20 protein-coding genes are annotated in these 22,818 nt (G+C 59.0%); 7 read left to right on the top strand and 13 right to left on the bottom strand.

Going from position 1 to position 22,818, the window contains the following annotated elements; genetic code table 11:
* From ACRXB1_RS08400 to ACRXB1_RS08370, 7 genes are all read left to right on the top strand, one after another.
* Positions 1-317, top strand: a 317-nt coding sequence (locus ACRXB1_RS08400) for an L-serine ammonia-lyase, iron-sulfur-dependent, subunit alpha (protein ID WP_449491747.1), incomplete at its 5' end; no start/stop codon positions are given.
* Positions 318-370: 53 nt separating this feature from the next.
* Entirely contained in the window at positions 371-1,615 is a 1,245-nt protein-coding gene (locus ACRXB1_RS08395) for a sarcosine oxidase subunit beta family protein (RefSeq protein WP_449491746.1), read from the top strand.
* A 20-nt stretch (positions 1,616-1,635) separates the two neighbouring features.
* Entirely contained in the window at positions 1,636-1,938 is a 303-nt protein-coding gene (locus tag ACRXB1_RS08390) for a sarcosine oxidase subunit delta (protein WP_062171925.1), read from the top strand.
* Complete coding sequence (locus ACRXB1_RS08385) at positions 1,935-4,937, top strand: sarcosine oxidase subunit alpha family protein (RefSeq protein ID WP_062171928.1); 3,003 nt, start codon at positions 1,935-1,937, stop codon at positions 4,935-4,937. The genes ACRXB1_RS08390 and ACRXB1_RS08385 overlap by 4 nt, the downstream gene beginning before the upstream one ends.
* Positions 4,927-5,577 (top strand): sarcosine oxidase subunit gamma, encoded by a 651-nt coding sequence (locus tag ACRXB1_RS08380; protein WP_174363134.1) that lies wholly within the window; start codon positions 4,927-4,929, stop codon positions 5,575-5,577. Before ACRXB1_RS08385 ends, ACRXB1_RS08380 begins: the two co-directional genes overlap by 11 nt.
* Positions 5,574-6,041 (top strand): dihydroneopterin aldolase, encoded by a 468-nt coding sequence (locus ACRXB1_RS08375; protein WP_449491745.1) that lies wholly within the window; start codon positions 5,574-5,576, stop codon positions 6,039-6,041. The genes ACRXB1_RS08380 and ACRXB1_RS08375 overlap by 4 nt, the downstream gene beginning before the upstream one ends.
* A complete protein-coding gene (locus tag ACRXB1_RS08370) occupies positions 6,022-6,285 on the top strand; it encodes a hypothetical protein (RefSeq protein ID WP_062003559.1) in 264 nt (87 codons plus the stop codon). The genes ACRXB1_RS08375 and ACRXB1_RS08370 overlap by 20 nt, the downstream gene beginning before the upstream one ends.
* 1 nt (position 6,286) lies before the next feature.
* Here the strand turns inward: ACRXB1_RS08370 and ACRXB1_RS08365 are convergent, their stop codons facing one another.
* From ACRXB1_RS08365 to ACRXB1_RS08305, 13 genes are all read right to left on the bottom strand, one after another.
* Positions 6,287-7,516, bottom strand: a complete 1,230-nt coding sequence (locus ACRXB1_RS08365; RefSeq protein WP_449491744.1) for a hypothetical protein — start codon at positions 7,514-7,516, stop codon at positions 6,287-6,289.
* On the bottom strand, positions 7,503-8,684 hold the full coding sequence (locus ACRXB1_RS08360) for a glycosyltransferase family 4 protein (protein ID WP_449491743.1): 1,182 nt from the start codon (positions 8,682-8,684) through the stop codon (positions 7,503-7,505). Before ACRXB1_RS08360 ends, ACRXB1_RS08365 begins: the two co-directional genes overlap by 14 nt.
* On the bottom strand, positions 8,644-9,735 hold the full coding sequence (locus tag ACRXB1_RS08355; protein WP_449491742.1) for a polysaccharide pyruvyl transferase family protein: 1,092 nt from the start codon (positions 9,733-9,735) through the stop codon (positions 8,644-8,646). The genes ACRXB1_RS08360 and ACRXB1_RS08355 overlap by 41 nt, the downstream gene beginning before the upstream one ends.
* Positions 9,722-10,777 carry a glycosyltransferase family 4 protein gene (locus tag ACRXB1_RS08350; protein WP_062171944.1) on the bottom strand — a complete coding sequence of 352 codons (1,056 nt, stop codon included), beginning with the start codon at positions 10,775-10,777 and terminating at the stop codon, positions 9,722-9,724. Before ACRXB1_RS08350 ends, ACRXB1_RS08355 begins: the two co-directional genes overlap by 14 nt.
* Positions 10,774-12,225, bottom strand: a complete 1,452-nt coding sequence (locus tag ACRXB1_RS08345; RefSeq protein WP_449491741.1) for a hypothetical protein — start codon at positions 12,223-12,225, stop codon at positions 10,774-10,776. The genes ACRXB1_RS08350 and ACRXB1_RS08345 overlap by 4 nt, the downstream gene beginning before the upstream one ends.
* Entirely contained in the window at positions 12,222-14,459 is a 2,238-nt protein-coding gene (locus ACRXB1_RS08340; protein ID WP_449491740.1) for a polysaccharide biosynthesis tyrosine autokinase, read from the bottom strand. The genes ACRXB1_RS08345 and ACRXB1_RS08340 overlap by 4 nt, the downstream gene beginning before the upstream one ends.
* Before the next feature lie 5 nt (positions 14,460-14,464).
* Positions 14,465-14,866: an arsenate reductase/protein-tyrosine-phosphatase family protein gene (locus ACRXB1_RS08335; protein WP_449491739.1), complete on the bottom strand. Its 402-nt coding sequence runs from the start codon at positions 14,864-14,866 to the stop codon at positions 14,465-14,467.
* A 52-nt stretch (positions 14,867-14,918) separates the two neighbouring features.
* Positions 14,919-16,097 (bottom strand): polysaccharide biosynthesis/export family protein, encoded by a 1,179-nt coding sequence (locus ACRXB1_RS08330; RefSeq protein WP_174364035.1) that lies wholly within the window; start codon positions 16,095-16,097, stop codon positions 14,919-14,921.
* Positions 16,098-16,154: 57 nt separating this feature from the next.
* Positions 16,155-17,543 (bottom strand): undecaprenyl-phosphate glucose phosphotransferase, encoded by a 1,389-nt coding sequence (locus ACRXB1_RS08325; RefSeq protein WP_449491738.1) that lies wholly within the window; start codon positions 17,541-17,543, stop codon positions 16,155-16,157.
* Between the two features lie 545 nt (positions 17,544-18,088).
* Positions 18,089-19,777 (bottom strand): choline dehydrogenase, encoded by a 1,689-nt coding sequence (gene betA / locus ACRXB1_RS08320; RefSeq protein WP_449491737.1) that lies wholly within the window; start codon positions 19,775-19,777, stop codon positions 18,089-18,091.
* Between the two features lie 10 nt (positions 19,778-19,787).
* Positions 19,788-21,257 carry a betaine-aldehyde dehydrogenase gene (gene betB, locus ACRXB1_RS08315; RefSeq protein ID WP_449491736.1) on the bottom strand — a complete coding sequence of 490 codons (1,470 nt, stop codon included), beginning with the start codon at positions 21,255-21,257 and terminating at the stop codon, positions 19,788-19,790.
* Positions 21,258-21,268: 11 nt separating this feature from the next.
* Positions 21,269-21,868 carry a transcriptional regulator BetI gene (betI, locus tag ACRXB1_RS08310; RefSeq protein WP_062172604.1) on the bottom strand — a complete coding sequence of 200 codons (600 nt, stop codon included), beginning with the start codon at positions 21,866-21,868 and terminating at the stop codon, positions 21,269-21,271.
* 166 nt (positions 21,869-22,034) lie between these two features.
* The coding region (locus tag ACRXB1_RS08305; RefSeq protein WP_449491735.1) for an IS5 family transposase at positions 22,035-22,818 on the bottom strand (784 nt) is incomplete at its 5' end.

Genomic DNA, 22,818 nt, shown 5'->3' with positions numbered 1-22,818 from the left:
CCGCCGCCGCGCTCGCCGCCGTCATGGGCGGCACGCCCACGCAAGTCGAAAACGCCGCTGAAATAGGCATGGAACACAACCTCGGCATGACCTGCGATCCGGTGGGCGGGCTCGTGCAGATTCCGTGCATAGAACGCAACGCTATGGGCGCGATCAAGGCGCTCAACGCCGCACGCATGGCGATGAAAGGCGACGGCACGCACTATGTATCGCTCGATAACGTGATCAAGACCATGCGCGAAACCGGCGCGGACATGAAGACGAAATACAAGGAGACGTCGCGCGGCGGGTTGGCCGTGAACGTCATCGAGTGTTGAATTAACAGGTTGCAAGCCAGTTTCGCAACATCAACAAGTTCCAGGGAAACACCATGAGCCGCTATTCGATATTCAGCCTGCTGCGCAACGGCATGTCGTATCACGAGAACTGGGAGCGCCAGTGGAAGAGCCCCGAGCCGAAACAGGAATACGACGTGGTCATCGTCGGCGGCGGCGGACATGGTCTCGCCACGGCTTATTACCTCGCGAAAGAGCATGGCGTGCGCAATATCGCGGTGCTCGAGAAGGGCTGGATCGGCGGCGGGAATACGGCGCGCAATACGACGATCGTGCGGTCGAATTATCTGTGGGACGAATCTGCCGCGCTGTATGAAAAAGCGATGCAGCTTTGGGAAGGTCTCTCGCAAGACCTGAACTATAACGTCATGTTCAGCCAGCGCGGCGTGATGAACCTCGCGCATACCTTGCAGGATGTCCGGGATACTGAACGTCGCGTGAACGCAAACCGGCTGAACGGTGTCGACGCGGAATTCCTCACGCCCGAACAGATCAAGCAGATCGAGCCGACCATCAACCTGAATAGCCGATACCCCGTACTCGGCGCATCCATCCAGCGTCGCGGCGGTGTCGCGCGTCACGACGCGGTTGCCTGGGGTTATGCGCGCGGCGCGGATCAGGCCGGCGTGGATATCGTGCAGAACTGTCAGGTCACCGGTATCCGCCGAAACGGCAGCCAGGTGGTCGGTGTCGATACAACCAAGGGTTTCATCAAGGCGAAGAAGGTCGCGGTGGTCGCGGCAGGCAACACCTCGACACTCGCCGACATGGCCGGCATCCGCCTGCCTTTGGAAAGCCATCCGCTGCAGGCGCTGGTCTCGGAGCCGATCAAGCCCGTGGTCAATACGGTGGTGATGTCGAACGCGGTGCACGCCTATATCAGCCAGTCCGACAAGGGCGATCTCGTGATCGGTGCGGGCGTCGATCAATACACGGGCTTCGGTCAGCGCGGCAGTTTTCACATTATTGAAGGAACGCTCGAGGCAATCGTCGAAATGTTCCCCGTGTTCTCGCGCGTGCGGATGAACCGCCAGTGGGGCGGGATTGTGGATGTATCGCCGGATGCATGCCCGATCATCAGCAAGACGGATGTCAAAGGCCTCTATTTCAACTGCGGATGGGGTACGGGTGGCTTCAAGGCGACACCGGGTTCCGGTTGGGCGTATGCGCACACCATTGCCAACGACGAGCCGCATGCGTTGAACGCGCCGTTTTCCATCGACCGGTTTTACACGGGTCATCTGATCGACGAACACGGCGCCGCCGCCGTCGCCCACTAATCCGCCTTAGGAGAAAAGATATGTTGCTGATCGAATGCCCCTGGTGCGGACCGCGTGCCGAAACCGAATTCTCGTGTGGTGGCGAAGCAGATATTGCGCGCCCGCTCGATACCGAAAAGCTCACCGACAAGGAATGGGGCGACTACCTCTTCATGCGCAAGAATCCGCGTGGCGTGCATCGTGAGCAATGGATGCACACACAGGGCTGCCGCCGCTGGTTCATGGCGCAACGCGACACCGTGAGCTACGCGTTCCAGGGCTATGACACGTTCGCGCGGCCACTCGCCGTGATGGAATCGAAAGAAGAAGGACAATCGAAATGAGCCAGAAAGACCGACTCGCTACGGGCGGGCGCATCAATCGCGCGATCTCGCTCACGTTCACGTTCAACGGCAAGACGTATCAGGGCCATCAGGGCGACACGCTCGCGTCCGCGCTGCTCGCCAATGGTGTGCACTTTGTCGCGCGTAGCTGGAAGTACCATCGGCCGCGCGGCATTGTGACAGCCGACGTTGCCGAGCCGAATGCGGTCGTCCAGCTCGAGACCGGCGCTTATACCGTGCCGAATGCGCGTGCGACGGAAATCGAGTTGTATCAAGGGCTGGTCGCCACGAGCGTGAACGCGAAGCCGAGCATTGAAAACGATCGCATGGCGGTGAACCAGAAGATCGCGCGTTTCATTCCCGCCGGTTTCTATTACAAGACCTTCATGTGGCCGCGCAAGTTCTGGCCGAAGTACGAAGAAGTGATTCGCGACGCCGCCGGCCTCGGCAAGGCGCCGGAACAAGTCGATGCCGACCGCTACGACAAGTGCTTCGCGCATTGCGACGTGCTCGTGGTCGGCGCGGGTCCTTCGGGCCTTGCTGCGGCGCATGCGGCGGCTTTGTCGGGCGCGCGTGTGTTTCTCGTCGATGACCAGCCGGAACTCGGTGGCTCGCTGCTGTCGTGCCGCGCGGAAATCGATGGTGCGCCTGGCTTGAAATGGGCGCAAAAGATCGAAGCCGAATTGCGCAAGATGCCCGATGTGAAGATCCTGTGCCGCAGCACGGCGTTTGGGTATCAGGACCACAACCTCGTCACCGTCACGCAGCGTCTGACTGAGCATCTGCCGGTATCGATGAGAAAGGGTACGCGCGAACTGATGTGGAAAATTCGCGCCAAGCGCGTGATTCTCGCGACCGGCGCGCAGGAACGCCCCATCGTATTTGGCAACAACGACCTTCCGGGCGTGATGCTGGCGTCGGCCGTGTCTTCGTATCTGCATCGCTTCGCCGTGCTGCCGGGACGTAACGCGGTGGTGTTCACGAACAACGACAGCGGCTACCAATGTGCACTGGATCTGAAGGCTGCGGGCGCGCAAGTGACCGTCGTGGACCCTCGTCTCGCCGATGAAAAAGGCGCGCTGCAGGCTCAGGCAAAACGTTATGGCGTAAAGGTGCTGAACGGATCGGTCGTGACGGTTGCGCAGGGCAAGCTGCGGGTTGCATCGGTTGAAATCAACGCTTATTCGAACGCCACCGTTGGCGCAAAGCAAGCCGACCTGCCTTGCGACCTGCTCGCCATGTCCGGCGGCTGGAGCCCGATCCTGCACCTGTTCGCACAGTCCGGCGGCAAGGCGCACTGGCATGACGAAAAACTGTGTTTCGTCCCCGGCAAGGCCATGCAAGCCGAGAGCAGCGTGGGCGGTTGCGCGGGCGAATTCACGCTTGCTCGCGCGATTCGTTTTGCCGTCGATGCAGGCGTGGATGCAGCGCGTGCGGTCGGCTTGATCGTCGCACGCCCGACGCCCGTGCAAGTCGCCGAGATCAGCGAAGCACCGTTGACGCCGCTTTGGCTCGTCGGCGGCCGCGAGCTGGCGACGCGGGGTCCCAAGCAGTTCATCGACTATCAAAACGATGTATCCGCCGCCGATATTTTCCTTGCGGCGCGCGAAGGTTTCGAGTCGGTCGAGCACGTGAAGCGCTATACGGCGATGGGATTCGGCACGGATCAGGGCAAACTCGGCAACATCAACGGCATGGCGATTCTCGCGCAAGCCTTGAACAAGACCATCCCCGAAACAGGCACGACGACCTTCCGTCCGAACTACACGCCGGTGACCTTCGGCACGTTCGCCGGCCGCGAGCTGGGCGAGTTTCTCGATCCGGTCCGCAAGACTGCGGTGCACGAGTGGCACGTTGAAAACGGCGCTGCGTTCGAAGATGTGGGCAACTGGAAACGGCCTTGGTACTACCCGCGTCCGGGTGAAGACATGCACGCAGCGGTCGCCCGTGAATCGCTCGCCACGCGTACGAGCGTCGGCATCCTCGATGCATCGACCCTTGGCAAGATCGACATTCAAGGTCCCGACGCCGCGAAGCTGCTCAACTGGGTCTACACAAACCCTTGGAGCAAGCTGGAAGTGGGCAAATGCCGCTACGGCCTGATGCTCGACGAAAACGGCATGATCTTCGACGACGGCGTGACCGTACGTCTCGCCGACCAGCACTACATGATGACGACCACCACCGGCGGCGCGGCTCGCGTGCTGACGTGGCTCGAACGCTGGTTGCAGACCGAGTGGCCGGACATGCGCGTGCGCCTGGCATCGGTGACGGATCACTGGGCGACCTTTGCCGTGGTCGGACCGAACAGCCGCAAAGTCCTGCAGAAGGTCTGTCGCGATATCGACTTCGCGAATGCCGCGTTTCCGTTCATGAGCTTTCGAGAAGGGACTGTCGCGGGCGCGGCATCACGTGTCATGCGCATCAGCTTTTCCGGCGAACTGGCATACGAAGTCAACGTGCCCGCGAACGTGGGGCGCGCGGTGTGGGAAGCGTTGATGGCGGCCGGCGCCGAGTTCGACATCACGCCTTATGGCACGGAAACCATGCACGTGTTGCGTGCGGAGAAGGGTTACATCATCGTGGGCCAGGATACCGATGGTTCCATGACGCCGTACGACCTTGGCATGGGCGGGCTCGTTGCGAAGTCGAAGGACTTTCTTGGCAAGCGTTCGCTGACGCGTTCGGATACGGCCAAGGCGGGACGCAAGCAACTGGTCGGACTGCTCGCCGAAGACGGGTCGTTCGTGATCCCGGAAGGCTCGCAGATCGTCGCGGGTCCGTTCAGCGGAGAGACAGCACCGATGCTCGGCCATGTCACCTCCAGCTATTTCAGCCCTATTTTAAAGCGCTCGATCGCGATGGCCGTGATCAAGGGCGGTCTCGACAAGATCGGCGAGTCAGTGATGATTCCGCTTGCCGGCGGCAAGCAGATGCCGGCAAAAATCACCAGCTCGGTGTTCTACGACAGCGAAGGAGCACGTCAACATGTGGAATGAAAACGGCAGCAATCAGACGGTCGTCGATCGTGCAATCGGGCAGGGCGTGTGGCAGGAATCGCCGCTGGTGGGCACGGACGGGCTGCTGAAGAAACATCTGGCTGCGGGATCGAAGGCGTTTCGTCTCGTCGAGCGGCCGTTCCTCGAACTGGTAAACCTGCGCGGCGATCTGCGCGATGCAGCGTTCGTTGCCGCCGTTGAAAGCGTGCTTGGCTGCAAACCGCCCGAGAAGGCGAACACCACGGCGACAGGCAACGGCTACGATCTGCTGTGGCTCGGTCCCGATGAATGGCTCGTGCGCTCGGTGGCATCGCATTCGGCCACGCAAGCGGCGCCGATGGAAGCAAAACTGCGCAACGCGTTCAAAGGTCTGTTCGCAGCAGCGGTGGATATCGGCAGTGGTTATACCGTGCTGGAAATAAGCGGTGCACGTACGCGCGATGTCCTCGCCCGCGGCTGTCCGCTCGACTTGCACCCGCGTTTGTTCGGCGCGGGACAATGTGCGCAGAGTCATTACTTCAAGGCATCGGTGACGATCGTTCCGACTGGAGATGACAGCTTCGACCTCGTGATCCGCCGCAGCTTCGCGGACTACTTCGTGAAGATCATGCTCGACGCGGCAGAGCCGCTTTTGTCGTGAAACTGTACGAACCGATCGGGCCTGGAGGCCGCGGCTGGCGCATCGTGGTCGATGAGCTGGTCGTGCCTACACGCATCGGCTTGTATGAACGCGAGTATCTTGCGCCGCAGCCCGTTGTTATCGATGCGAGCCTGCATTATCGATGCGTGCCGGTTGAAGGCGATCGCTCCGGGTTGATTGATTACGAGGCTTGGTGCACACGGGTCTCGACATATCTCGAGAGCAAGCCGCATACGCGTTTGCTGGAAACGCTCGCCGTCGAAGTGGCAGCGCTGTCGTTCGCGGAGTGGCCCGCGCTCGATGCGCTCACGCTGCTTTTGTACAAGCCGAAGATTCGTGAGGGCACGCGGCGTGTAGGCGTCGAGCTAGACTGGCACCGGGCGGACTTCGACTCATGGCGCGCGTCTGCCGAGTCGCATTCGATTGCAGTGCACCGAACCGTCGATGACGTCCACGCGCATTGAAACCGCCGGGCTTTCGCAGCTTGCTTGCGAACAACGCGATGCAGAAGCGGCCCTCGCGCTGCTTGATAGAAGCATCGCATTGGGGCACCGACGCATAGCGCTTATCCGATACCTGCATGCGCAGTATCTCGATGCACCGCTTTCAGCGCAGCATCATGATTACGTGCACAAGATTGCAGAACGCCTGAGCGCCGAGACCATCGTGCGCATTGCGATGGCCGCTCGCTCGCGCTTCGAGCAATGAATCAGTCGACCCGGATGGCGTGCGCGGATCGCTGCACCACGACAAGCGACGCAAGCAGAACCGATCCGCACGACACCACCACCGACAGCGCCGCACCCACCACGCCGAATATCAGGCAAAGGCAGGAGAGCAATGCGAGTGACACGCCAACTTCCATTGTCGACAAGATGACGAAGGTTCGTTTGCTGATCGAAAACACGGTTATCGATATCAGCCTGCACGCGAACATCAGCGATGCACCTAAAAAGATCAGGAACAGGAACAGGCATTGTCTTGAAGGTGAACCAAGACTTGCCGTGGGAAAGAGCCTGATCTTGAAGGCGAGAAACGCGCCAAACGTCAGCAAGGCGCAGATCGCGATTGCAACGCCAAATAGGGACATTCTCGAAAGATGTCTGCGCAAGGCGCGCAGCCAGGCAAGCATTCGCGAATGAAGGACCAGCGCCAACGCTTGCCCGAAATTGAACGCGAGGTTATGCACGCTTTTCGCGCCTCGATACAGCGCGGCGCCCGCAGGTCCAAGAAGCATGGCGGCGATGATCACGTCGAGATGCTTCGCTCCTGAAAATATCGCGTTCGAATACCAGCTGCTGATCAGCTCCTTACCGCCGAGACCGACCAGATGCCGCAATGCGGCCGGACCCGCCGGTGCGGCAGGTTCAGGTGTACGCACTATCAGGTAAGCACCAAGCAGCATCGTCCCGTACGAACCTTCCACGAGCAAAAGCAAATCAGGCAGATAGAGCGACCATGACGGATGTGTCGCGATGAGCCAGACCACCGAGCAACGGCACAACGCCGACACAGTGGAGACAGCACATATCGCGGCGTTTCCGCCCTTGAGCCGAAGATAGCCGAGCGCAAAATGCGAGGTCGCATAACCGACGGGCGCGATGACGAGCATCGGCAAGATCTGAGGTAATGCGATCGCTCCCGAGGCGGACATGATCCAGGCCGCGATGCTGAAAAACAAGGCCGAACCTGCTGCGCTGACCGTGTCCAGAAACAACAGACTTGGAAAACGCTCACGAATTTTAGTGACGCTATACAGCCGGGCAGAACCGAAATTGAATAGATCGATTGAAACGAAAAACAGTGCGAGCAACGCGTAAGAGCGGCCTAGCCACGCTGCGTCCAGATACTTCAGTGCGAAGACGACCGCGACAAAATTGCTTACGGCCGGCAATGCCGAGCCGAGCATGACATAAACCAGATCCTTACGCATTGCCATGTGCCTTCAGCAGCGCGTCGCAGTAGGTTCGATAACGGGCTTGTAACGCGTCGAAACCAAAGGGGAGCGCCGCTTCTCGCGCGGCCTTCGCTCGTGCCTGCAGGAGTGACCGGTCCCGAGCCAGCATTTCGATGCTTGAAACCAGGGCGGCAACGTCGCCGGGCGCGACCATGCTCTCTTCGCCCAGCACTTCCGGAATACCGCCTACGTTCGACGCAATGACCGGCGTTCCTGCGGCCATTGCCTCCAGCATCGCGCGTGGCATGCCTTCCTGAAAGGACGGCAATACGAACAAGTCATGTTCTGCGACGTGATCCGCAACGAGATCGGCATTCACGATGCCGACAAACGTAACGTGATCGCCAAGCCCCAGTTGCGCCGCTTGCGTTTCGAATTCGGGGCGCAGCGCACCGTCGCCGATCAGGGTCAGTTCGACGGCGATGTCCCGCTTATGCAGATCCGCGACTGCTTGCAGCAGGACGCCATGGCCTTTGCTGTGGTTGTGCATCATCGCGGTGTTGATCAATCGTAATCCGCCGTCGGGGCGCGGCGTCCTGACCAGGGGCGTTTCAAACAACGCATCCTTCAGATAGACGTCGCTGAACCCAAACATCATGTCTGCGTGTGTTGCAGGATACTTGCGCTGCAGGTACTCGCTTGTCACGTAGCGGACGGTAACTGCACGAAGTGCAGCTATTCGCGTCGTCCAGCAATGAACGAGACGCGCAACACGCCGCAACGGGTGCCTTGATGCAGACGCGCCAAAGTAATCGGCAGGATCGGCGACGACTTCGGCCGAAAAGCGCTTGCCGCCGATCAAACAAATGAATAACGCAAGCGACGCAATATTTCCGGGGAACCGGATCAACACAACAGGCGCCGTAACAAGCTGTCGATAAAGCCTTGTCAGCAAGCGCGGCACGCTCGTGATCAACGCACGCACGCCGCGATTCGCGCCGAGATCGACGAACGAAACGTGTTCGCCCGTCACGCGTTCACCAATTGCCTCCATTGCGGGAAATGAGCGCGCAACGATCACGACTTGATCGAAAGAATCTGTGAAGCGTGCGCCAAACCGCGCATAGCTCATGTGGGGACTCAGGATATCTTCACCGACACGACGGAAGTTACCGTCCATGATCAGCGTTATCGAACGTGCGCAGTTCATCTTTGATCGCCTCCACAAAGTGTTCATGGCTACGTTGAACATTCGACTCGACGCGCACCCAGTATTGCTCCTCGTCTTCTACGAGCAGGCGAACTGCATTCGCTACTGCAATGGGATCAAAGTCGCTCGCATGAAATACGAAGTCGTCGAGCCCCAGATCGCCAAACGCTGCATGGCCCTTGCGCTCGTATGCGATGTGCACGCTCGGAACACCGGCGAGCACGCTTTCGAGGCTGCCGTGAAGCCTCACCGAGACCACGATTGCAGAACGCTCGGCAAGCACGTCCTTGAGCATGGCCGCGTTGTCCACTCCGAGATGCTCGCGATAAAAAACATCGTCGCTGTTGCCGCGACCGCGCGCCTGTATCGCTAGCTTTGCGTCAGGCAGAAGCGTCATAAGCGCGTGCACGCGTTCCAGATATGCATTGCGGTAAGGCTTGTTCTGCAGGTCCCGAAAGACGAGGTACACCTGCGGCGCTGCGATCCTTGTATGCCGCAAGGTGCCTGCCCCCGCTTCCTGCGCAATCTCCAGCACTACCAGATCGCCGGTTCTCGTGGCCGCCGGATGCGCGAGTTCGGACACGCTTTTGTCGTCGCGCAGGAAAATGCGTTCTACACGGCTTCGCACGATGCGCGCAAGCAGGTTTCCGGCGAATGTGTCGAACGGTCCAACGCTTTGCGGAAAGTAAATCCGGCGGCTCGAACCGCCGAACGAAGACATGAGGATCTGGCTACCATGTGCGATCAATGACTTCCATCCTTCCGGTCTGCTCGATGCACGCAAGTAGCCACCGCCCACGCCGAAGTACACGGAACGTTGACGCAAGAACACGCCGAGAAACCGCCCGCGCAAGAATTCGCCAAGCGAAATGAGCCTGGTATTCGCATCGTCGATATATCCGGCGAACGATTCCTTGTCCAGGCATACGACAGTGATCGTCCTGGTTATGCCCGCATCGCGGATCGCCTTGAGACTGAGTTTGACCAGCAGTCCGTCGCCGCTGTTGTGCGAACTATAGGCGTGCAGCAGATAATAATCAGGGGCGTTCATAGCAACTCATCAAGGTGTTGAGGAAGCGGTCGATCTGAAACGTACTTTCGAACACGTGACGCGCATTGGCGCCCATTCTTCTGCACTCGTCCAATGTGAGGCGGTTGAGGTTTTCGGCCAGGCACCTGCCCGTAAGCTCGCGAAGAATGACGCCGTTGTATCCATGGATGACCTGCTCGGGTAACGAACTCTCACCCGACACGACAATCACCTTGCCCGCGCGCATTGCCTCGATGGGCACGAGCGCAAGCCCCTCCCATCGCGACGGAACCACGATCACATCCATCTCGTGCATCGCGCGCCGTGTGCCGGCCGCATCCAGCCAGCCGTGATAGGTGATACGGGCATCGTTACCTGCTTCGATACCACCGCGTACCGCCGCGCCGAATGCGTGTATTTCAAGTCTTGCATCGAGTAACGGTAATGCTTCGAGAACGACATCAAAGCCCTTCTGATAATCAAGGCGTCCGAAATAACCGACTTTCGTTGAATTCGTTTCGGCACGATATTCAGGAATCTGGAAACGTTCGTCGGGGGCGATACCCGTATAAATGAATTCGATCTTGTCTGCTGGAATGCGATATTTGCGCGCCGCACGCAATTCGTCAAATGACATGCAAAGTATCCGGTCGCAGCGTTGTGCGAGTACGCGTTCGACCAGACCATACGCCAACTTTGCCGGTGTCGTCACGTCGGTTTTGAGAAACGACCACGCGTGAGGCGTATAGAGAACCTTCGCACCCGGATGATTTCGCAAGCGCACATACATGCCGGGAAACGAACTGTGGCAATGAACAACATCGGCATGCAGCGACGCGATGCGCAGTTGCAGTGCCTTGGATATGGACCAGAATCTAGCCGGGTTGCGGCTTGACCGGTAATCGGCTACTTCAATGCCATCTATCTTCAATCCGCCTTCCACTTTGCTGGTATCGCAAAGCAGTGTGATGTCATGGCCTAGATCGCGTTGCTTCGCGGCTAGTGTCTGTACATAGGTTGCAATTCCGCCGGTCCAGGTCTCGACTACGTGAACAATTTTCATGATGTTGGCCCTCCGAAGGCTGCGGCTTTGTTGTGGTCTTCGGAGAACCTCAATACAAAGGCCATCGGGAGAGCGAACAACACGATCCAGCGCACCACGTAGTACGCAAGGACGTTTGAATCGAACAGGAAAAACAGAAATGGCAATGGCATCAGTACGACTTTCAGCGGCAACCATTTCCGGTTGCGCGAACCGCTGATCGAGTTGACTGCGACCATCAATAACGCGGGTAGCGAGAAGGAAAGCACATATCCGATCAAGCCGAAATTCGCGAGGAATTCCCCAGGCATGCCGAATAACAATGTGGTCTCGGCGTCGCCCGACGATTGCACCTCGTTGACGATATCGCTCTTTTCTTCTGCAAACGTGGACGGACGGTCTTCCCACAATGCTTTCGGTATGACCGATGCGGCCGCGCCCACGAAGCTTCGTCCCATCGGCAGGTCGTAGGTGTTCTTCGTGACCGTTTCGATGGTTTGCGTCTGTACATCGAAGCGTGACAGATCACGAAACAAAAAGAAGCTGACGGGACCCATGCTGAGCTCGAGCGATCGCTGATCGGCGAAACGTTCGGTAAGATTGCCGAGATCGGAATAGTCAATACCGAACTTGATAGGCATCAGCACGAGTGCGACGACCGCCATCAGGATGGCTGACATCTTCGCTGTGCGACGGCTGATCGGTGCGACCAGGAAGTGATAGATCGACGCTGCGAACAGATAGGCGAAGATGATGCCCTGGCGATTCCCGAACACGCCCGATGCCAGCCAGCCCAACACGCCTATCTGGGCGAAGGCGACGGTTGTCATCAATCTGCTGCATCGCGGGCGCAACGTCAGGCATACGAAGATCCAGAGCGGCGCAGTATTTGCCAGTGCCTGCACAATGCCCAGGCCGCCGAGCGGATCGTATCCGGTCACGCTGCTCTGGAGCCGTTCGTCGTAGAGCTCGACGATCTTTGCGTAACCTCCCAGCTTCAAATAAATGAACGCGATGGCCGCGACCGACGTCAGGGTGAAAAAATAGACGAGTCCCGTAACACCGGACTGATCGGCCGGCGTGTTGTCGCGCTCGATTAGGCGACGCTGCGCCAAGTCCAGTGAAATCTTCAGAACCCAGATGCCCGCGACGCTCAGAAAGAACCAAAGCAAGACGGAGGTGCTGTCTTCCTTCAGCAGATCGAGATAAATCGCGTCGCCGGCAGCGAGCTGCCACGCCGGCAGCACGCAAAACGTCGCAAGCAGGAAGAGCTTGAACAGGCGCAGCAATTCGTTACGCGGACGTATCGCGAGGATGCTTGCAGCCAGGACTACAGAGAGCGTGGCAGTCGTCGCACTGAGCTTGCCGAGAAAGACTGCGGTCATTGTGACGAGCACCGCTATAGCCGCAAGCACGAGCATGGGAACTGACGGCTGCGTGCGGCGCGGGGTCAGACTGTACGGTTTCATTTCGGCGTCCGCTTGTCAGTCTTGCCGTATTCATACGCGACATAACGGTATTGGCCGTACTTCGAACCGTATCGCAAGCCTTTGGCGTCTAGGCCGTTGAAGATCACACCTTTTACGGCGACGTTGACCTGCTCGAGTTGCTTGTTCGATTCGAGCAACTCTCCGATAGTCGTACGCTTGAATCGCCCAATCAGGAATACGGTCGCGCAATGGGCCGCGATGTTGACGGAATCGGACACTGCCAGGACCGGCGGCGTATCGACAATTACGAGATCGTATTGCGCGCTCATCTGATCGAGCACGCGCAGCATGCGTTCGTTCTGTACCAGGTCGGCCGAGTTCGGCGGGAATGCGCCCGTGCTGATGAAATCGAGGCCAGGCGCTACGTTGCGATGCACCGCCTGATCGAACGTTGCCGTTTCTATAAGCAGGTCTGAAAGGCCGCATGTGCGGGCTTTGCCAAAGTATTGATTAAGGTAGCCCTTGCGCAGGTCGGCATCCACCAGCAAGACGCGCTTGCCTGCGGCGCTGATCACCGCGGCAAGATTCGCGGAGATAAAGGATTTCCCGATACCCGGCGTAGGACCCGTGATGACCACGCGATTATTCGCTGCGCCGAGCAATGCAAATTGCAGAGCGGTACGAAAGCTGCGCAGACTCTCGATGGGCGCGTCGTTCGGATGGGATGCAGCCAGAAGATGAACGCCAGCTGTGCGTCCCTCGACGTTCTTCGCGAGTACGCCCTGTGCAGGCGAGAACGGCACAGAGCCATATACCTTCATACCGGTGTGTTGCTCGATCTCGTGCGCATCGGTCAGACCGCCAAAGAGACCGTCGCGAAGGAATGCAGCGGCCACGCCGAGCATCAGCCCGATCATCCCGGCCAGTGCAAGCACCATCCCTTTGCGCGGCTTGACGGGTTCTTCGGGAACGTTCGCATAGTCGATCTGGCGAACGGTGCCGACCTTTCCTGCCTTGACGAGCTTCAGGCGCTCGACGTTATTCACAACATTGACGTAGGTATCGCTGTCCACCTGAAGGTCGCGCATGAGACGCAGGGATTCCTGCTCGATGTCGGGCAGCGCCCTCATGCGCGATGCAATGTTGCCGCTCTTGGCGGTTACTGCCGCGATCTGGTTATCGAGCGCACGCAGCGCGGGATGCCCCGGCGCGAAGCGGGTCGCCATTTCGGCTCTCTTCTGCTTTAGTTCGAGCAAGCTCGTGTCCGATGCAACACTTTCCTGCAAGAACGCCGTACCTTCCTGGCTCAGATTGAACGTGCCGCTCCTGTTGCGAAGCGCGTTGTATCGTTCTTCGGATTCGCTCAGCTTCGCCTTTAGCCTCGGCATCTGGCTTTCAAGGTAGGTCAATGAGCTTTGCGCCTCCGCAGTCTTGCGCTCGACGTTCTGCGTGACGTATTCCTGTCCGATCTGGTTCACGATGGACGCCGTCAAAGCTGGGTCCTTGCCGCGAAGCGTCGCGCCGATAATGCCGCTCTGCTTGCCCTTTGGCTCAATGTCGAGGTTCAACTGCAGGTTCGAGACAGTCTTGGGCTGCGAGTTGCGCACGAGCGTGAATTGACCGCCGGGTTTCGCATGCAGTTCTGTAACGAGCAGCCGGATCGTGCCGATCTGCTGCGTGACCTGCAGCGCAACGCCAACATGTCCCTTGATAGGCCGGTCGAGGTCGGGGTAGTCAAGCTGATAGTCACCGTTGCCCAGCGCAGTGAGCGTGAGCGCTTCACCTTCTACCGCCTTTGGAACGTCGAAGGTCGCGAGCTGCAAAGACTCGGCACCCCACACATATCCGCCTTTGCCGAACAGGCCTGGCGTGGACATGCCCTTGTTTCTGCTTGCAATCCAGGCGCCGACGACCGGGAAATACTTCGGCTTGGCGTCGATATATAGCTGCAGCGTGTCGACCGCTTTGCCGATAACCATGCGCGAACGCAGTATTTCAAGTTCGGCGGCTGCTTGTGTCTTTACGTCGAAAAGCGCCGATGCATCGCCAAGCAGGCTGCCGGCGCTCACGCCATTGTCTTCGACCTGGATCATCATGTCGGCTTCGTACACGGGAGGCGTGATGACCGCATAGGCCGCGCCAATTGCGAGCGTGATGGCGGTAACAGCACCAATCAGGCGGCGGTTAGCAAGCAGCACGTCGAGATAACGGACAAGGTCGAGCTCTTCTACTGGCGACATCTTGGCCGGGGTATGTGTTATTTCGGTTTTCATCAGGATTACTCCGCATTCGGTTGGTGAAGCGCCCGAATCGGGGGCACCCAGCTGTCGACACTTTGCTCGATCAGACGGAGCGCGTGTTCAAAGGAAGAACGAGGTTGGCGGTAAGGATCTGGAATATCGACCCGTTCGTGTTCTCCGATACAGAACACTTTTCCCGCCGAGGTCGGGTAACGCCGGTGCACTTCTTGTTGCTGCGCACGGTCCATGACGAGGATCAGGTCGGCTTGTACGATCATCGGCGTATTCACCAGTTGCCCGCGATGTGCCGTGATGTCCATGCCGGCTTCGTCCATCAATGCAACGGAAATGGGATCAGCGGGCGCGCCGATTACTGCATCAAGTCCGGCGGAATGGACGGTCATGGCAGGCAGCGCGCGGGACAAAAGCGCTGCCGCCATCGGGCTTCGGCAAATGTTGCCAATGCACAAGACAAGGATGTTTCTCATGACGTCACTTCGCTACGACGGCGGCGGTGAGACCTGCGTTGATCGCGGGCATCAGCAGGCTGAGAACACGGCTGAAACGCACGAGGTTGCCGCTGTCCACGTACACCACGTCGTGCGGTTGCAGGTCGAACTGGTTGGCGAGGATCATTGCGACCGGAGACTTCGCATCGAGATGGAAGACCTTCGGGGTGTCGCCGAGCGAGTCGCGTATCACGTAGACCTGGCCGGGATTTGACGACGCCAGATTGACGCTGCCTGCCTGCGCCAAAGCGTCCGACAAGCTCAGCTTGCCGTTGCGCATCGGCATCGCGGTGGTCGGCTTGTTCACTTCGCCCATGACGAAGACGCCGCTTTCGTCGCGAGCAGGTACACGCAGCACGTCACCGCTCTTGAGCACGATTTTCGAAGGATTCTGACCGCGTTCCAGCATCTGCGAGAGGTTGATTGGATGCGAAACGCCATCGCGCACGATGACCATGCGGCTTTGATCAGCGGTCGGGCTGAAACCGCCCGCACGGCTGATGGCCTCGTATAGTCCCATGGGGATATCGTTGATCGGCTGCGGACCCGGCGTATGGATTTCACCATCTATATAAATCTGCGACGCCCGGTAAGAAGCGACGCGAAGCGTGACCTGAGGTTCGACGAACGACTTTCCGAGTGCCCTCACCAGTACGGCCTGTGCTTGCTCCGCGGTGAGGCCGGCTACGTGCACGCGACCGGCGTATGGAAACATGACGTCGCCGCGCTGGTCGATGACAAATCCCGCTACCGGATCAGCCGCGCGCGTTGCACTTTGCGTGGGTGCCAGCTGTGCGGCGGCGAGTTCCGGGTGGTCCCAGACGGTAATCTGCAGTACGTCGCCGGGGCCGAGAACATAGGGCGTCGCGGGCGAGATCAGCGATTCGTTCAAGCCGGGCGCCTGACGGCTCTCGTCGCGCAATTGCCTGATCAACGCAACGTCGATTTCGCTCGTGGCGGACTGCAGTTGCGCTTCTTTACTCGCGTCTTCAGCGCCGGCGGTTTGCATTTGCGCCGTAGTACTTGTAGATATGTTTGCAGCGGTGCCGGTATCCATTTTCCATCCCGGCACAGCGGCGCAGGCCGACAATAGCGTGCCGGCGGCGCCTAGCGCTGCCAGTCTGAGCACGGTCGAGCGGACGGGTGTATTTGGGGTATTCATGAGGTCCTTCCATTCAGTTCATTGATGTTTGGTTCGTGGTGGGTCTTGTGCGGAGCTTCAATAAGCATTGCCATGCTTGAGTCCTTTCAAGACCGTCGCGGCCACGATGCGCATGTCCAGCGCGAAGGACCAGTTGCGGAGGTAATAGAGGTCGTGGTCCACGCGACCCTGCATTTTTTCGACGCGGTCTGTCTCACCGCGAAAGCCGTTGATTTGTGCCCATCCCGTGATGCCAGGCTTGATGCGGTATCGATGGATGTAGTCATCGACCACTGTCTGGTAGAAAGCGTCATGTTCGATTGCGTGAGGTCGCGGACCGACGACCGACATGTCGCCGATCAGCACGTTGATGAATTGCGGCAGTTCGTCCAGGCTCGTCCGGCGCAGGAACGCGCCAACGCGCGTCACGCGCGGGTCATTGCGGGTGGCCTGCTTCAGGACACCTTCGTCGTGCGCATGCATGCTCATGGAACGGAACTTGAAAATCCGGAACACCTGTCCATCTGCGCCCTTGCGGCGTTGCGTGAACAACACCGGACCGGGAGAGGAGAGCTTCACGGCCAGCGCGATGACGATCATGAGCGGCGAAAGTACAAGCAGGGCGATCGCTGCGAACACACGATCGAACATGTCCTTGTTGGCAAGCGCGAGCGGCGACAAAGGCGACGCAACCAGGTTGATTGCAGGCATGCCGATCATGTCGATGACACCGCCATCGAAAAGGCTCAGGCTGCTGACGTCAGGGAAAAACCGGATGTTGATCAGGTCATTCCTGAACTCTTTTACGAGGCTCGTAATAAGCGGCTGTTCGGACAATGGCATCGCCAGCCAAAGCTCGCGAACGTTACCGGTGCGTACGTGCTGCACGAACGCCGGAATCGACGCATGGCGCGAAATGGCAGCGTTGCGCAACTGGTGACTGGCGTGCGGATCGAACGTCATGACCGCGTGAAAGCCTGACTCGCGTGATGCTTCCATCCTGCGGATCAGCAAGTCGCAATGCTCGCTCGCGGCGACGATCGCTACGCTGCGCAGGCTGGATTTCGCATGACGCATCCGTCCAAGAATGATGCGGGCGGTCAGGCGTGACAGCGCCAACGCGGTGGCGGTGATAACGGTCCAATAGCCAAACCACAGACGCGATACGAGATCGGTCCTGTGGATGCAGAATGTCACGAGCAGTCCGCACAGTTGTGTCATCAGCCAGACGAATTCGATCTGTCCGAGCACGCTGCCGAGCGGCTTCGTCGCTTGATCGCTATACACGTGAAATGCGTGAAACACGGCAAGCGAAAGCGCCATCGAAAAAGCCGTGGTGGAAGCGACGATTGCTGCTGTTCCTGCCGGCGCGCTGTCGCCGAAGCGGAGTTGATAAGCCAGCGCGGCGCCGGCCAGGATCAGCGTGACATCCAGAACGCGGTTGAGAAGACCTTTGAGATTCAGCATGCTGGCCCCTGAACAGAGAGGGCCGCGCCAATGCTGTTTGAACGTGCGAATCCGGTCGACTCGATCACTGGCGCAATGCGAGCGTCGCATTTATCGCATTTATAGATATGCCATGTGTCTTTTAAAGTCATTATGATCACTTCAGTTAATCTGGTATTAAACAATTGCGTCCGATACTGCTGTTTTCGCGAGGCGGCTATCGATTGCTGAACGATCCGAATTAATCGTCGATTGCAAAAATTCGAGGGTTATGGACGCGGGAAATGGTTTGCACCGAGGCAATGCGGACCTCCGAAATCATTCAGGAGGTCTGTGCCGGAAAGAGCCGTGCGCTGTCATCGAGTGGACGTATTCTCACTGATCGATGACCCCTTGCTGATCGGAGCAGTCTTAAAGAGATAGGGTTCAGTCTTAAAAGACGGTGTTGCGGATATGGGGATTAACTGTGTGAGATATGATTTTTAATCGTGGTTCAAAACAAAAAGGGCATCCCGATTATTCAAACCGGAATGCCCTTGGTTGATGATTAATCTATCAGACGATGATTACATTGAAGCAACCACTTCCATCTTCCGCGCCTTCACTCCCGATGCGACAAAATAGGGTGTATCGACACGAGCGAACGGCGCACGCCCGCGAATCGCGTCGGCGATCTTTTCAGCGAGCATGATCGTCGGCGCGTTCAGATTGCCGGTCACGATCTGCGGCATGATCGACGCGTCGACCACGCGCAGGGATTCAAGCCCATGCACGCGGCCTTCGCTATCTACGACGGCCATATCGTCGTAACCCATTTTGCACGAGCATGACGGATGGTAGGCAGTTTCCGCGCGTTGCTTGACGAAGGCATCGAGTTGATCGTCGGTTTTCAGATCAGCGCCGGGATGCAACTCGCGGCCACGATACTTCTTCAACGCCGGCTGCTGCATGATCTCGCGCGTAATGCGGATTGCATCGCGGAATTCACGCCAGTCGAGCGGGTCCGACATGTAGTTGAACAAGATGCTCGGATGTGCGTTCGGATCGCGCGACTTCAGCTTCACGCGACCGCGACTGGGCGAACGCATCGACCCGACATGCGCCTGGAATCCATGCATCTTGATGGGATTCGAGCCGTTGTAGTTGATCGCGACAGGCAGGAAGTGATACTGAATGTTCGGCCAGAGATCGTCGTCGCGCGTGCGAATGAAACCGCCGGCCTCGAACTGATTGCTCGCGCCAATACCCGTGCCCTTCAACATCCATTCAATGCCGATCTGCGGCTGGTTCCACCACTGCAGCGCGGGGTACAGCGACACGGGTTCGAGGCATTCGTACTGCATGTACATCTCCAGATGATCCTGGAGATTCTCACCCACGCCGGGCAGGTCGTGGACCAACGGGACGTCGAGTTCGCGCAGCCATGTGGAGCGTCCAACGCCCGAACGCTGCAGCAGTTGTGGCGATGCGATCGCACCGCTGCACACCAGCACTTCGCGACGCACATGGGCAGTCACGTTTTCGCCGCCATGCAGGTACACAACGCCGATGGCCCGCTTCCCCGCGAACAAGACCCGGTCGGTCACCGCGTGCGTGACGATAGTGAGGTTTGGCCGATTCTTCGCGCGGTCGAGATAGCCCCGCGCCGTACTCGATCTGCGGCCTTGCGGCGTCACGGTTCGATCCATTGGTCCGAAGCCCTCCTGACTGTAGCCGTTGAGGTCATCGGTGCGCGGATAGCCTGCTTGTACGCCGGCTTCGACCATTGCGGCGAACAATGGATTGTTGCCGGGCTTCGATGTCGTCACGTGGACCGGACCATCGCCGCCATGATAAGGATTGGGTCCGACGTCACGTGTCTCCGCTTTGCGGAAATACGGGAGGCAATCGGAATACGTCCAGTTTTCAAGGCCTTTTCTGTTGGCCCATCCATCGTAATCGAGCGCGTTGCCGCGGATATAGCACATGCCGTTGATCAGCGACGATCCGCCAAGCCCTTTGCCACGGCCGCATTCCATGCGACGGTTGTTCATGTGCGGTTCGGGATCGGTTTCGTAGGCCCAGTTGTATCGGCGGCCCTGCAACGGATAGGCCAGCGCGGCCGGCATCTGCGTGCGGAAATCGAAACGGTAGTCCGGTCCGCCAGCTTCGAGCAGCAGCACGGTAACGTCGGCGTCTTCCGTAAGACGCGACGCCAGTACGTTGCCCGCCGACCCCGCGCCGACGATGATGTAATCAAACTCCTTCGCGCTCATCGACCGCTCCTTAGAACACGGGTTGGTAGGGGCCCATCTCGACCTGAACGGACTTGATGCTGGTGTAGTGTTCGAGTGTGGTGATGCCGTTCTCGCGGCCGACGCCCGATTGCTTGTAACCGCCCACCGGCATTTCAGCGGGCGATTCGCCCCAGGTGTTGATCCAGCAGATGCCGGCCTGGATGGCATGAATCACACGATGTGCACGCGCAAGATTCTCCGTCACGACGCCCGCGGCCAGTCCATAAGATGTCGCGTTCGCTCGCGCAATGACTTCCGTTTCGTCATCGAAGGTCAGGATGCTCATGACCGGCCCGAAGATTTCCTCGCGCACGATCCGCATGTCGTCGCGGCAATCGGTGAAGACAGTCGGCTCGACGTATTGCCCTTGAGCAAACGCACCGTGCTCGATCCGCGATCCTCCCGCTATCAGCCGCGCGCCTTCCTTCTTCCCGCTTTCGATAAACCCCAGCACCTTGTGTAACTGAGCGGCGCTGACGAGGGGGCCGAAGTTGGTGTTGTCGTCTGTCGGAGACCCGATGCGAATGCGCTTCACCCGCTCGAGCAGCAGCGCCTCGAAGCGCGCATGGACGGTCCGCTGAACGAACACGCGCGTGCCGTTGGTGCAAACCTGGCCGGAGCTGAAGAAGTTGGCGCTCATTGCAATGTCTGCCGCGCGCTCAAGATTGGCGTCATCGAAAACGATCAGAGGCGACTTGCCGCCGAGTTCCATCGTGACTTCTTTCAACGATGAACCGCCGGCCATCGACATGACTTTCTTGCCGGTTTCAACGCCGCCTGTAAACGATATCTTTGCAATGTCGGGGTGCGTTGCCAGCATTGCGCCAACGCGGCCGTCGCCTTGCACGACGTTGAATACCCCTGCCGGTATGCCTGCCTCCGTAAAGATTTCAGCGAGTTTCAACGTGCTCAGAGGCGTGACTTCACTTGGCTTGAAAATCATCGCATTGCCTGCGGCGAGCGCCGGCGCCGCCTTCCAGCATGCGATCTGGATCGGATAATTCCACGCGCCGATGCCCGCGCAAACGCCGAGCGGTTCGCGCCGTGTATAGACGAACGATGTCGGACGCAGCGGGATCTGCCGGCCTTCAATGGCCGTCGCGAGTCCAGCGTAGTACTCGATGACATCGGCACCCGTCACGATATCTACCGCGCGGGTCTCCGTAATCGGCTTGCCGGTGTCACGCGTCTCAAGCGCGGCGAGTTCGTCGTTGCGTTCGCGGAGAATGTCCACTGCGCGTCGCAAGATCCGCGAGCGTTGCATCGCGGTCATGGCGGCCCATTCACGCTGGCCTTCATGCGCCGATCGCACTGCGCGATCGATATCGGCGGCGCTCGCCTGCTGGACGCTTGCAAGCGTCTCGCCGGTGGCGGGATCGATGCTGTCGAACGTCTCACTGCTGGTGGCGTCCACGTAAGCGCCGCCAATATACAGGCGCTGCAATTCGAGTGCGGGCATGGTGTAGTCCTTTAGGTGAGAGTGCGGCCGCGTGTATCGAGCACGAGGTCGATGTAATCGTTGGCGAGCCGGATCGCGGACTTCGTATCGAACGGTTCGCCCGACAAGGCGCCGCGCAACCACAAGCCATCGATCAACGCGGCCAGCCCGCTTGCCGCACGACGCGCTGCAACACGCGGCAAGGCCTTCGAGAAATCCGCGCACAGATTTGAGTGGAGGCGTCGCGTATTGATGCGCTGCAAGCGCTGCAATTGCGGCTTGTGCATGCTCTCCGACCAGAACGCGAGCCACGTCTTTGTTACGGGATTGCTGACTTGCGCTGCGTCGAAATTCGCGGCTACCACGGCGCGCAAGCGCGCCCGCGGTTCATCTTTCGCCGCACGGCGCTTGCGCGAGGTTGCGTTCCACAAGTCGCGCAGCACGTGCCGCATGGTGGCTTCGAGCAGGCCGTCTTTGTCGCCGAAATAATGACTGACGATACCCGTGGAGATGCTCGCACGCTGCGCGACAGACGCGAGCGTCGTGCCGGGAAGACCTGCATGGTCGATGGTAAGCAGGGTCGCATCGATCAACTGCGCCCGGCGGATCTCGCGCATTCCAAGCTTGGGCATGGACATTCTCTCTTTAACAGGCTGCTGAAATATCGGTCGTTGATGCGTTCGGGTGCATTTCGATGGATGCTGGGGCTCGCACTTTTGAAACTCGGAAGACGTTTGCAGGCATTCCACGTTGCTCGCGAGTTCACGATATCGGTGTTACGCCATTGCTTATTGCCCCTCAGCCCGCAAGTGTGCGCATACGCGTTAGGTTGTAGCCGACTTGCGTCAGCACGAAGAGCTGGTCTACGCGCTCAAGTCCCCGATACATGACCTGGCGAATTCGTCCAACTGTCTTGCCCCATCCGAATACCTGCTCAATGCGCTTACGTTTTTGCTGGCTTACCGCGTAACCCGGCCAGCGCGTAGTTCGCTCGTCAATTGCTGAACCTCCCGGACGTCCATCGTTTTGCGCCACATGCGGCGTGACGCAATTCGCGCGACAACTGGCGACGAAGCCAGCAGTGTCGTAGTTCTTGTCCGCGCCCACCGTAATGCCGAGTGGCGCAACATTCGCGGCATCGGCGAGCATCATCTCGGCCGCGTCGCGCTCGGCGGTGCCCGTCGCCAACGTCACCTGTGCGTTGACCACCAGGCCGTGCCGGTTGTCGGTCAGTACATGCCCCATATAAGAGAGCATCGCTCCAGTTCCCTTGCTCTTGCGAAACAGGCGCGCCTGCTCGTCAGTCGTGGATTGATGCGTTTCGTTACTGCGTTTCTGTCCGCGCCAATTGTCATTCGGCGCGGGCGGTTCGTCAGGAGGCGTGTCATCGTCGTCTGAACTCGCCTTGGGCACAAAGCTCTTGTGCCCGGCCCATGCCTGAATCAACGTGCCGTCGACGCTGAAGTGTTCCCCGGAAAGATACCCGCGTTCGCGCGCGGTCTCGACTGTCTCGTTGAAGAGCAACACCAGCACGTCGTGTTCGAGCAACCGGTCGCGGTTCTTGCTGAACGTCGAATGGTCC

The organism is Caballeronia sp. M23-90 (assembly GCF_053574605.1).
The sequence above is the reverse complement of the archived record's forward strand: the minus strand, read 5'-3'. Positions and strand labels throughout refer to the sequence as shown.

What these genes read in the sequence shown, in the direction of transcription:
- ACRXB1_RS08365 (WP_449491744.1), bottom strand. Translation starts at nt 7,516, where the DNA reads ATGGCAATGCGTAAGGATCTGGTTTATGTCATGCTCGGCTCGGCATTG.
- ACRXB1_RS08355 (WP_449491742.1), bottom strand. Translation starts at nt 9,735, where the DNA reads ATGAACGCCCCTGATTATTATCTGCTGCACGCCTATAGTTCGCACAAC.
- ACRXB1_RS08335 (WP_449491739.1), bottom strand. Translation starts at nt 14,866, where the DNA reads ATGGCGGCAGCGCTTTTGTCCCGCGCGCTGCCTGCCATGACCGTCCAT.
- ACRXB1_RS08350 (WP_062171944.1), bottom strand. Translation starts at nt 10,777, where the DNA reads ATGAAAATTGTTCACGTAGTCGAGACCTGGACCGGCGGAATTGCAACC.
- ACRXB1_RS08385 (WP_062171928.1), top strand. Translation starts at nt 1,935, where the DNA reads ATGAGCCAGAAAGACCGACTCGCTACGGGCGGGCGCATCAATCGCGCG.
- ACRXB1_RS08395 (WP_449491746.1), top strand. Translation starts at nt 371, where the DNA reads ATGAGCCGCTATTCGATATTCAGCCTGCTGCGCAACGGCATGTCGTAT.
- betB (WP_449491736.1), bottom strand. Translation starts at nt 21,257, where the DNA reads ATGCCCGCACTCGAATTGCAGCGCCTGTATATTGGCGGCGCTTACGTG.
- ACRXB1_RS08390 (WP_062171925.1), top strand. Translation starts at nt 1,636, where the DNA reads ATGTTGCTGATCGAATGCCCCTGGTGCGGACCGCGTGCCGAAACCGAA.
- ACRXB1_RS08330 (WP_174364035.1), bottom strand. Translation starts at nt 16,097, where the DNA reads ATGAATACCCCAAATACACCCGTCCGCTCGACCGTGCTCAGACTGGCA.
- ACRXB1_RS08345 (WP_449491741.1), bottom strand. Translation starts at nt 12,225, where the DNA reads ATGAAACCGTACAGTCTGACCCCGCGCCGCACGCAGCCGTCAGTTCCC.
- ACRXB1_RS08325 (WP_449491738.1), bottom strand. Translation starts at nt 17,543, where the DNA reads ATGCTGAATCTCAAAGGTCTTCTCAACCGCGTTCTGGATGTCACGCTG.
- betI (WP_062172604.1), bottom strand. Translation starts at nt 21,868, where the DNA reads ATGCCCAAGCTTGGAATGCGCGAGATCCGCCGGGCGCAGTTGATCGAT.
- betA (WP_449491737.1), bottom strand. Translation starts at nt 19,777, where the DNA reads ATGAGCGCGAAGGAGTTTGATTACATCATCGTCGGCGCGGGGTCGGCG.
- ACRXB1_RS08380 (WP_174363134.1), top strand. Translation starts at nt 4,927, where the DNA reads ATGTGGAATGAAAACGGCAGCAATCAGACGGTCGTCGATCGTGCAATC.
- ACRXB1_RS08360 (WP_449491743.1), bottom strand. Translation starts at nt 8,684, where the DNA reads ATGAACTGCGCACGTTCGATAACGCTGATCATGGACGGTAACTTCCGT.
- ACRXB1_RS08370 (WP_062003559.1), top strand. Translation starts at nt 6,022, where the DNA reads ATGACGTCCACGCGCATTGAAACCGCCGGGCTTTCGCAGCTTGCTTGC.
- ACRXB1_RS08340 (WP_449491740.1), bottom strand. Translation starts at nt 14,459, where the DNA reads ATGAAAACCGAAATAACACATACCCCGGCCAAGATGTCGCCAGTAGAA.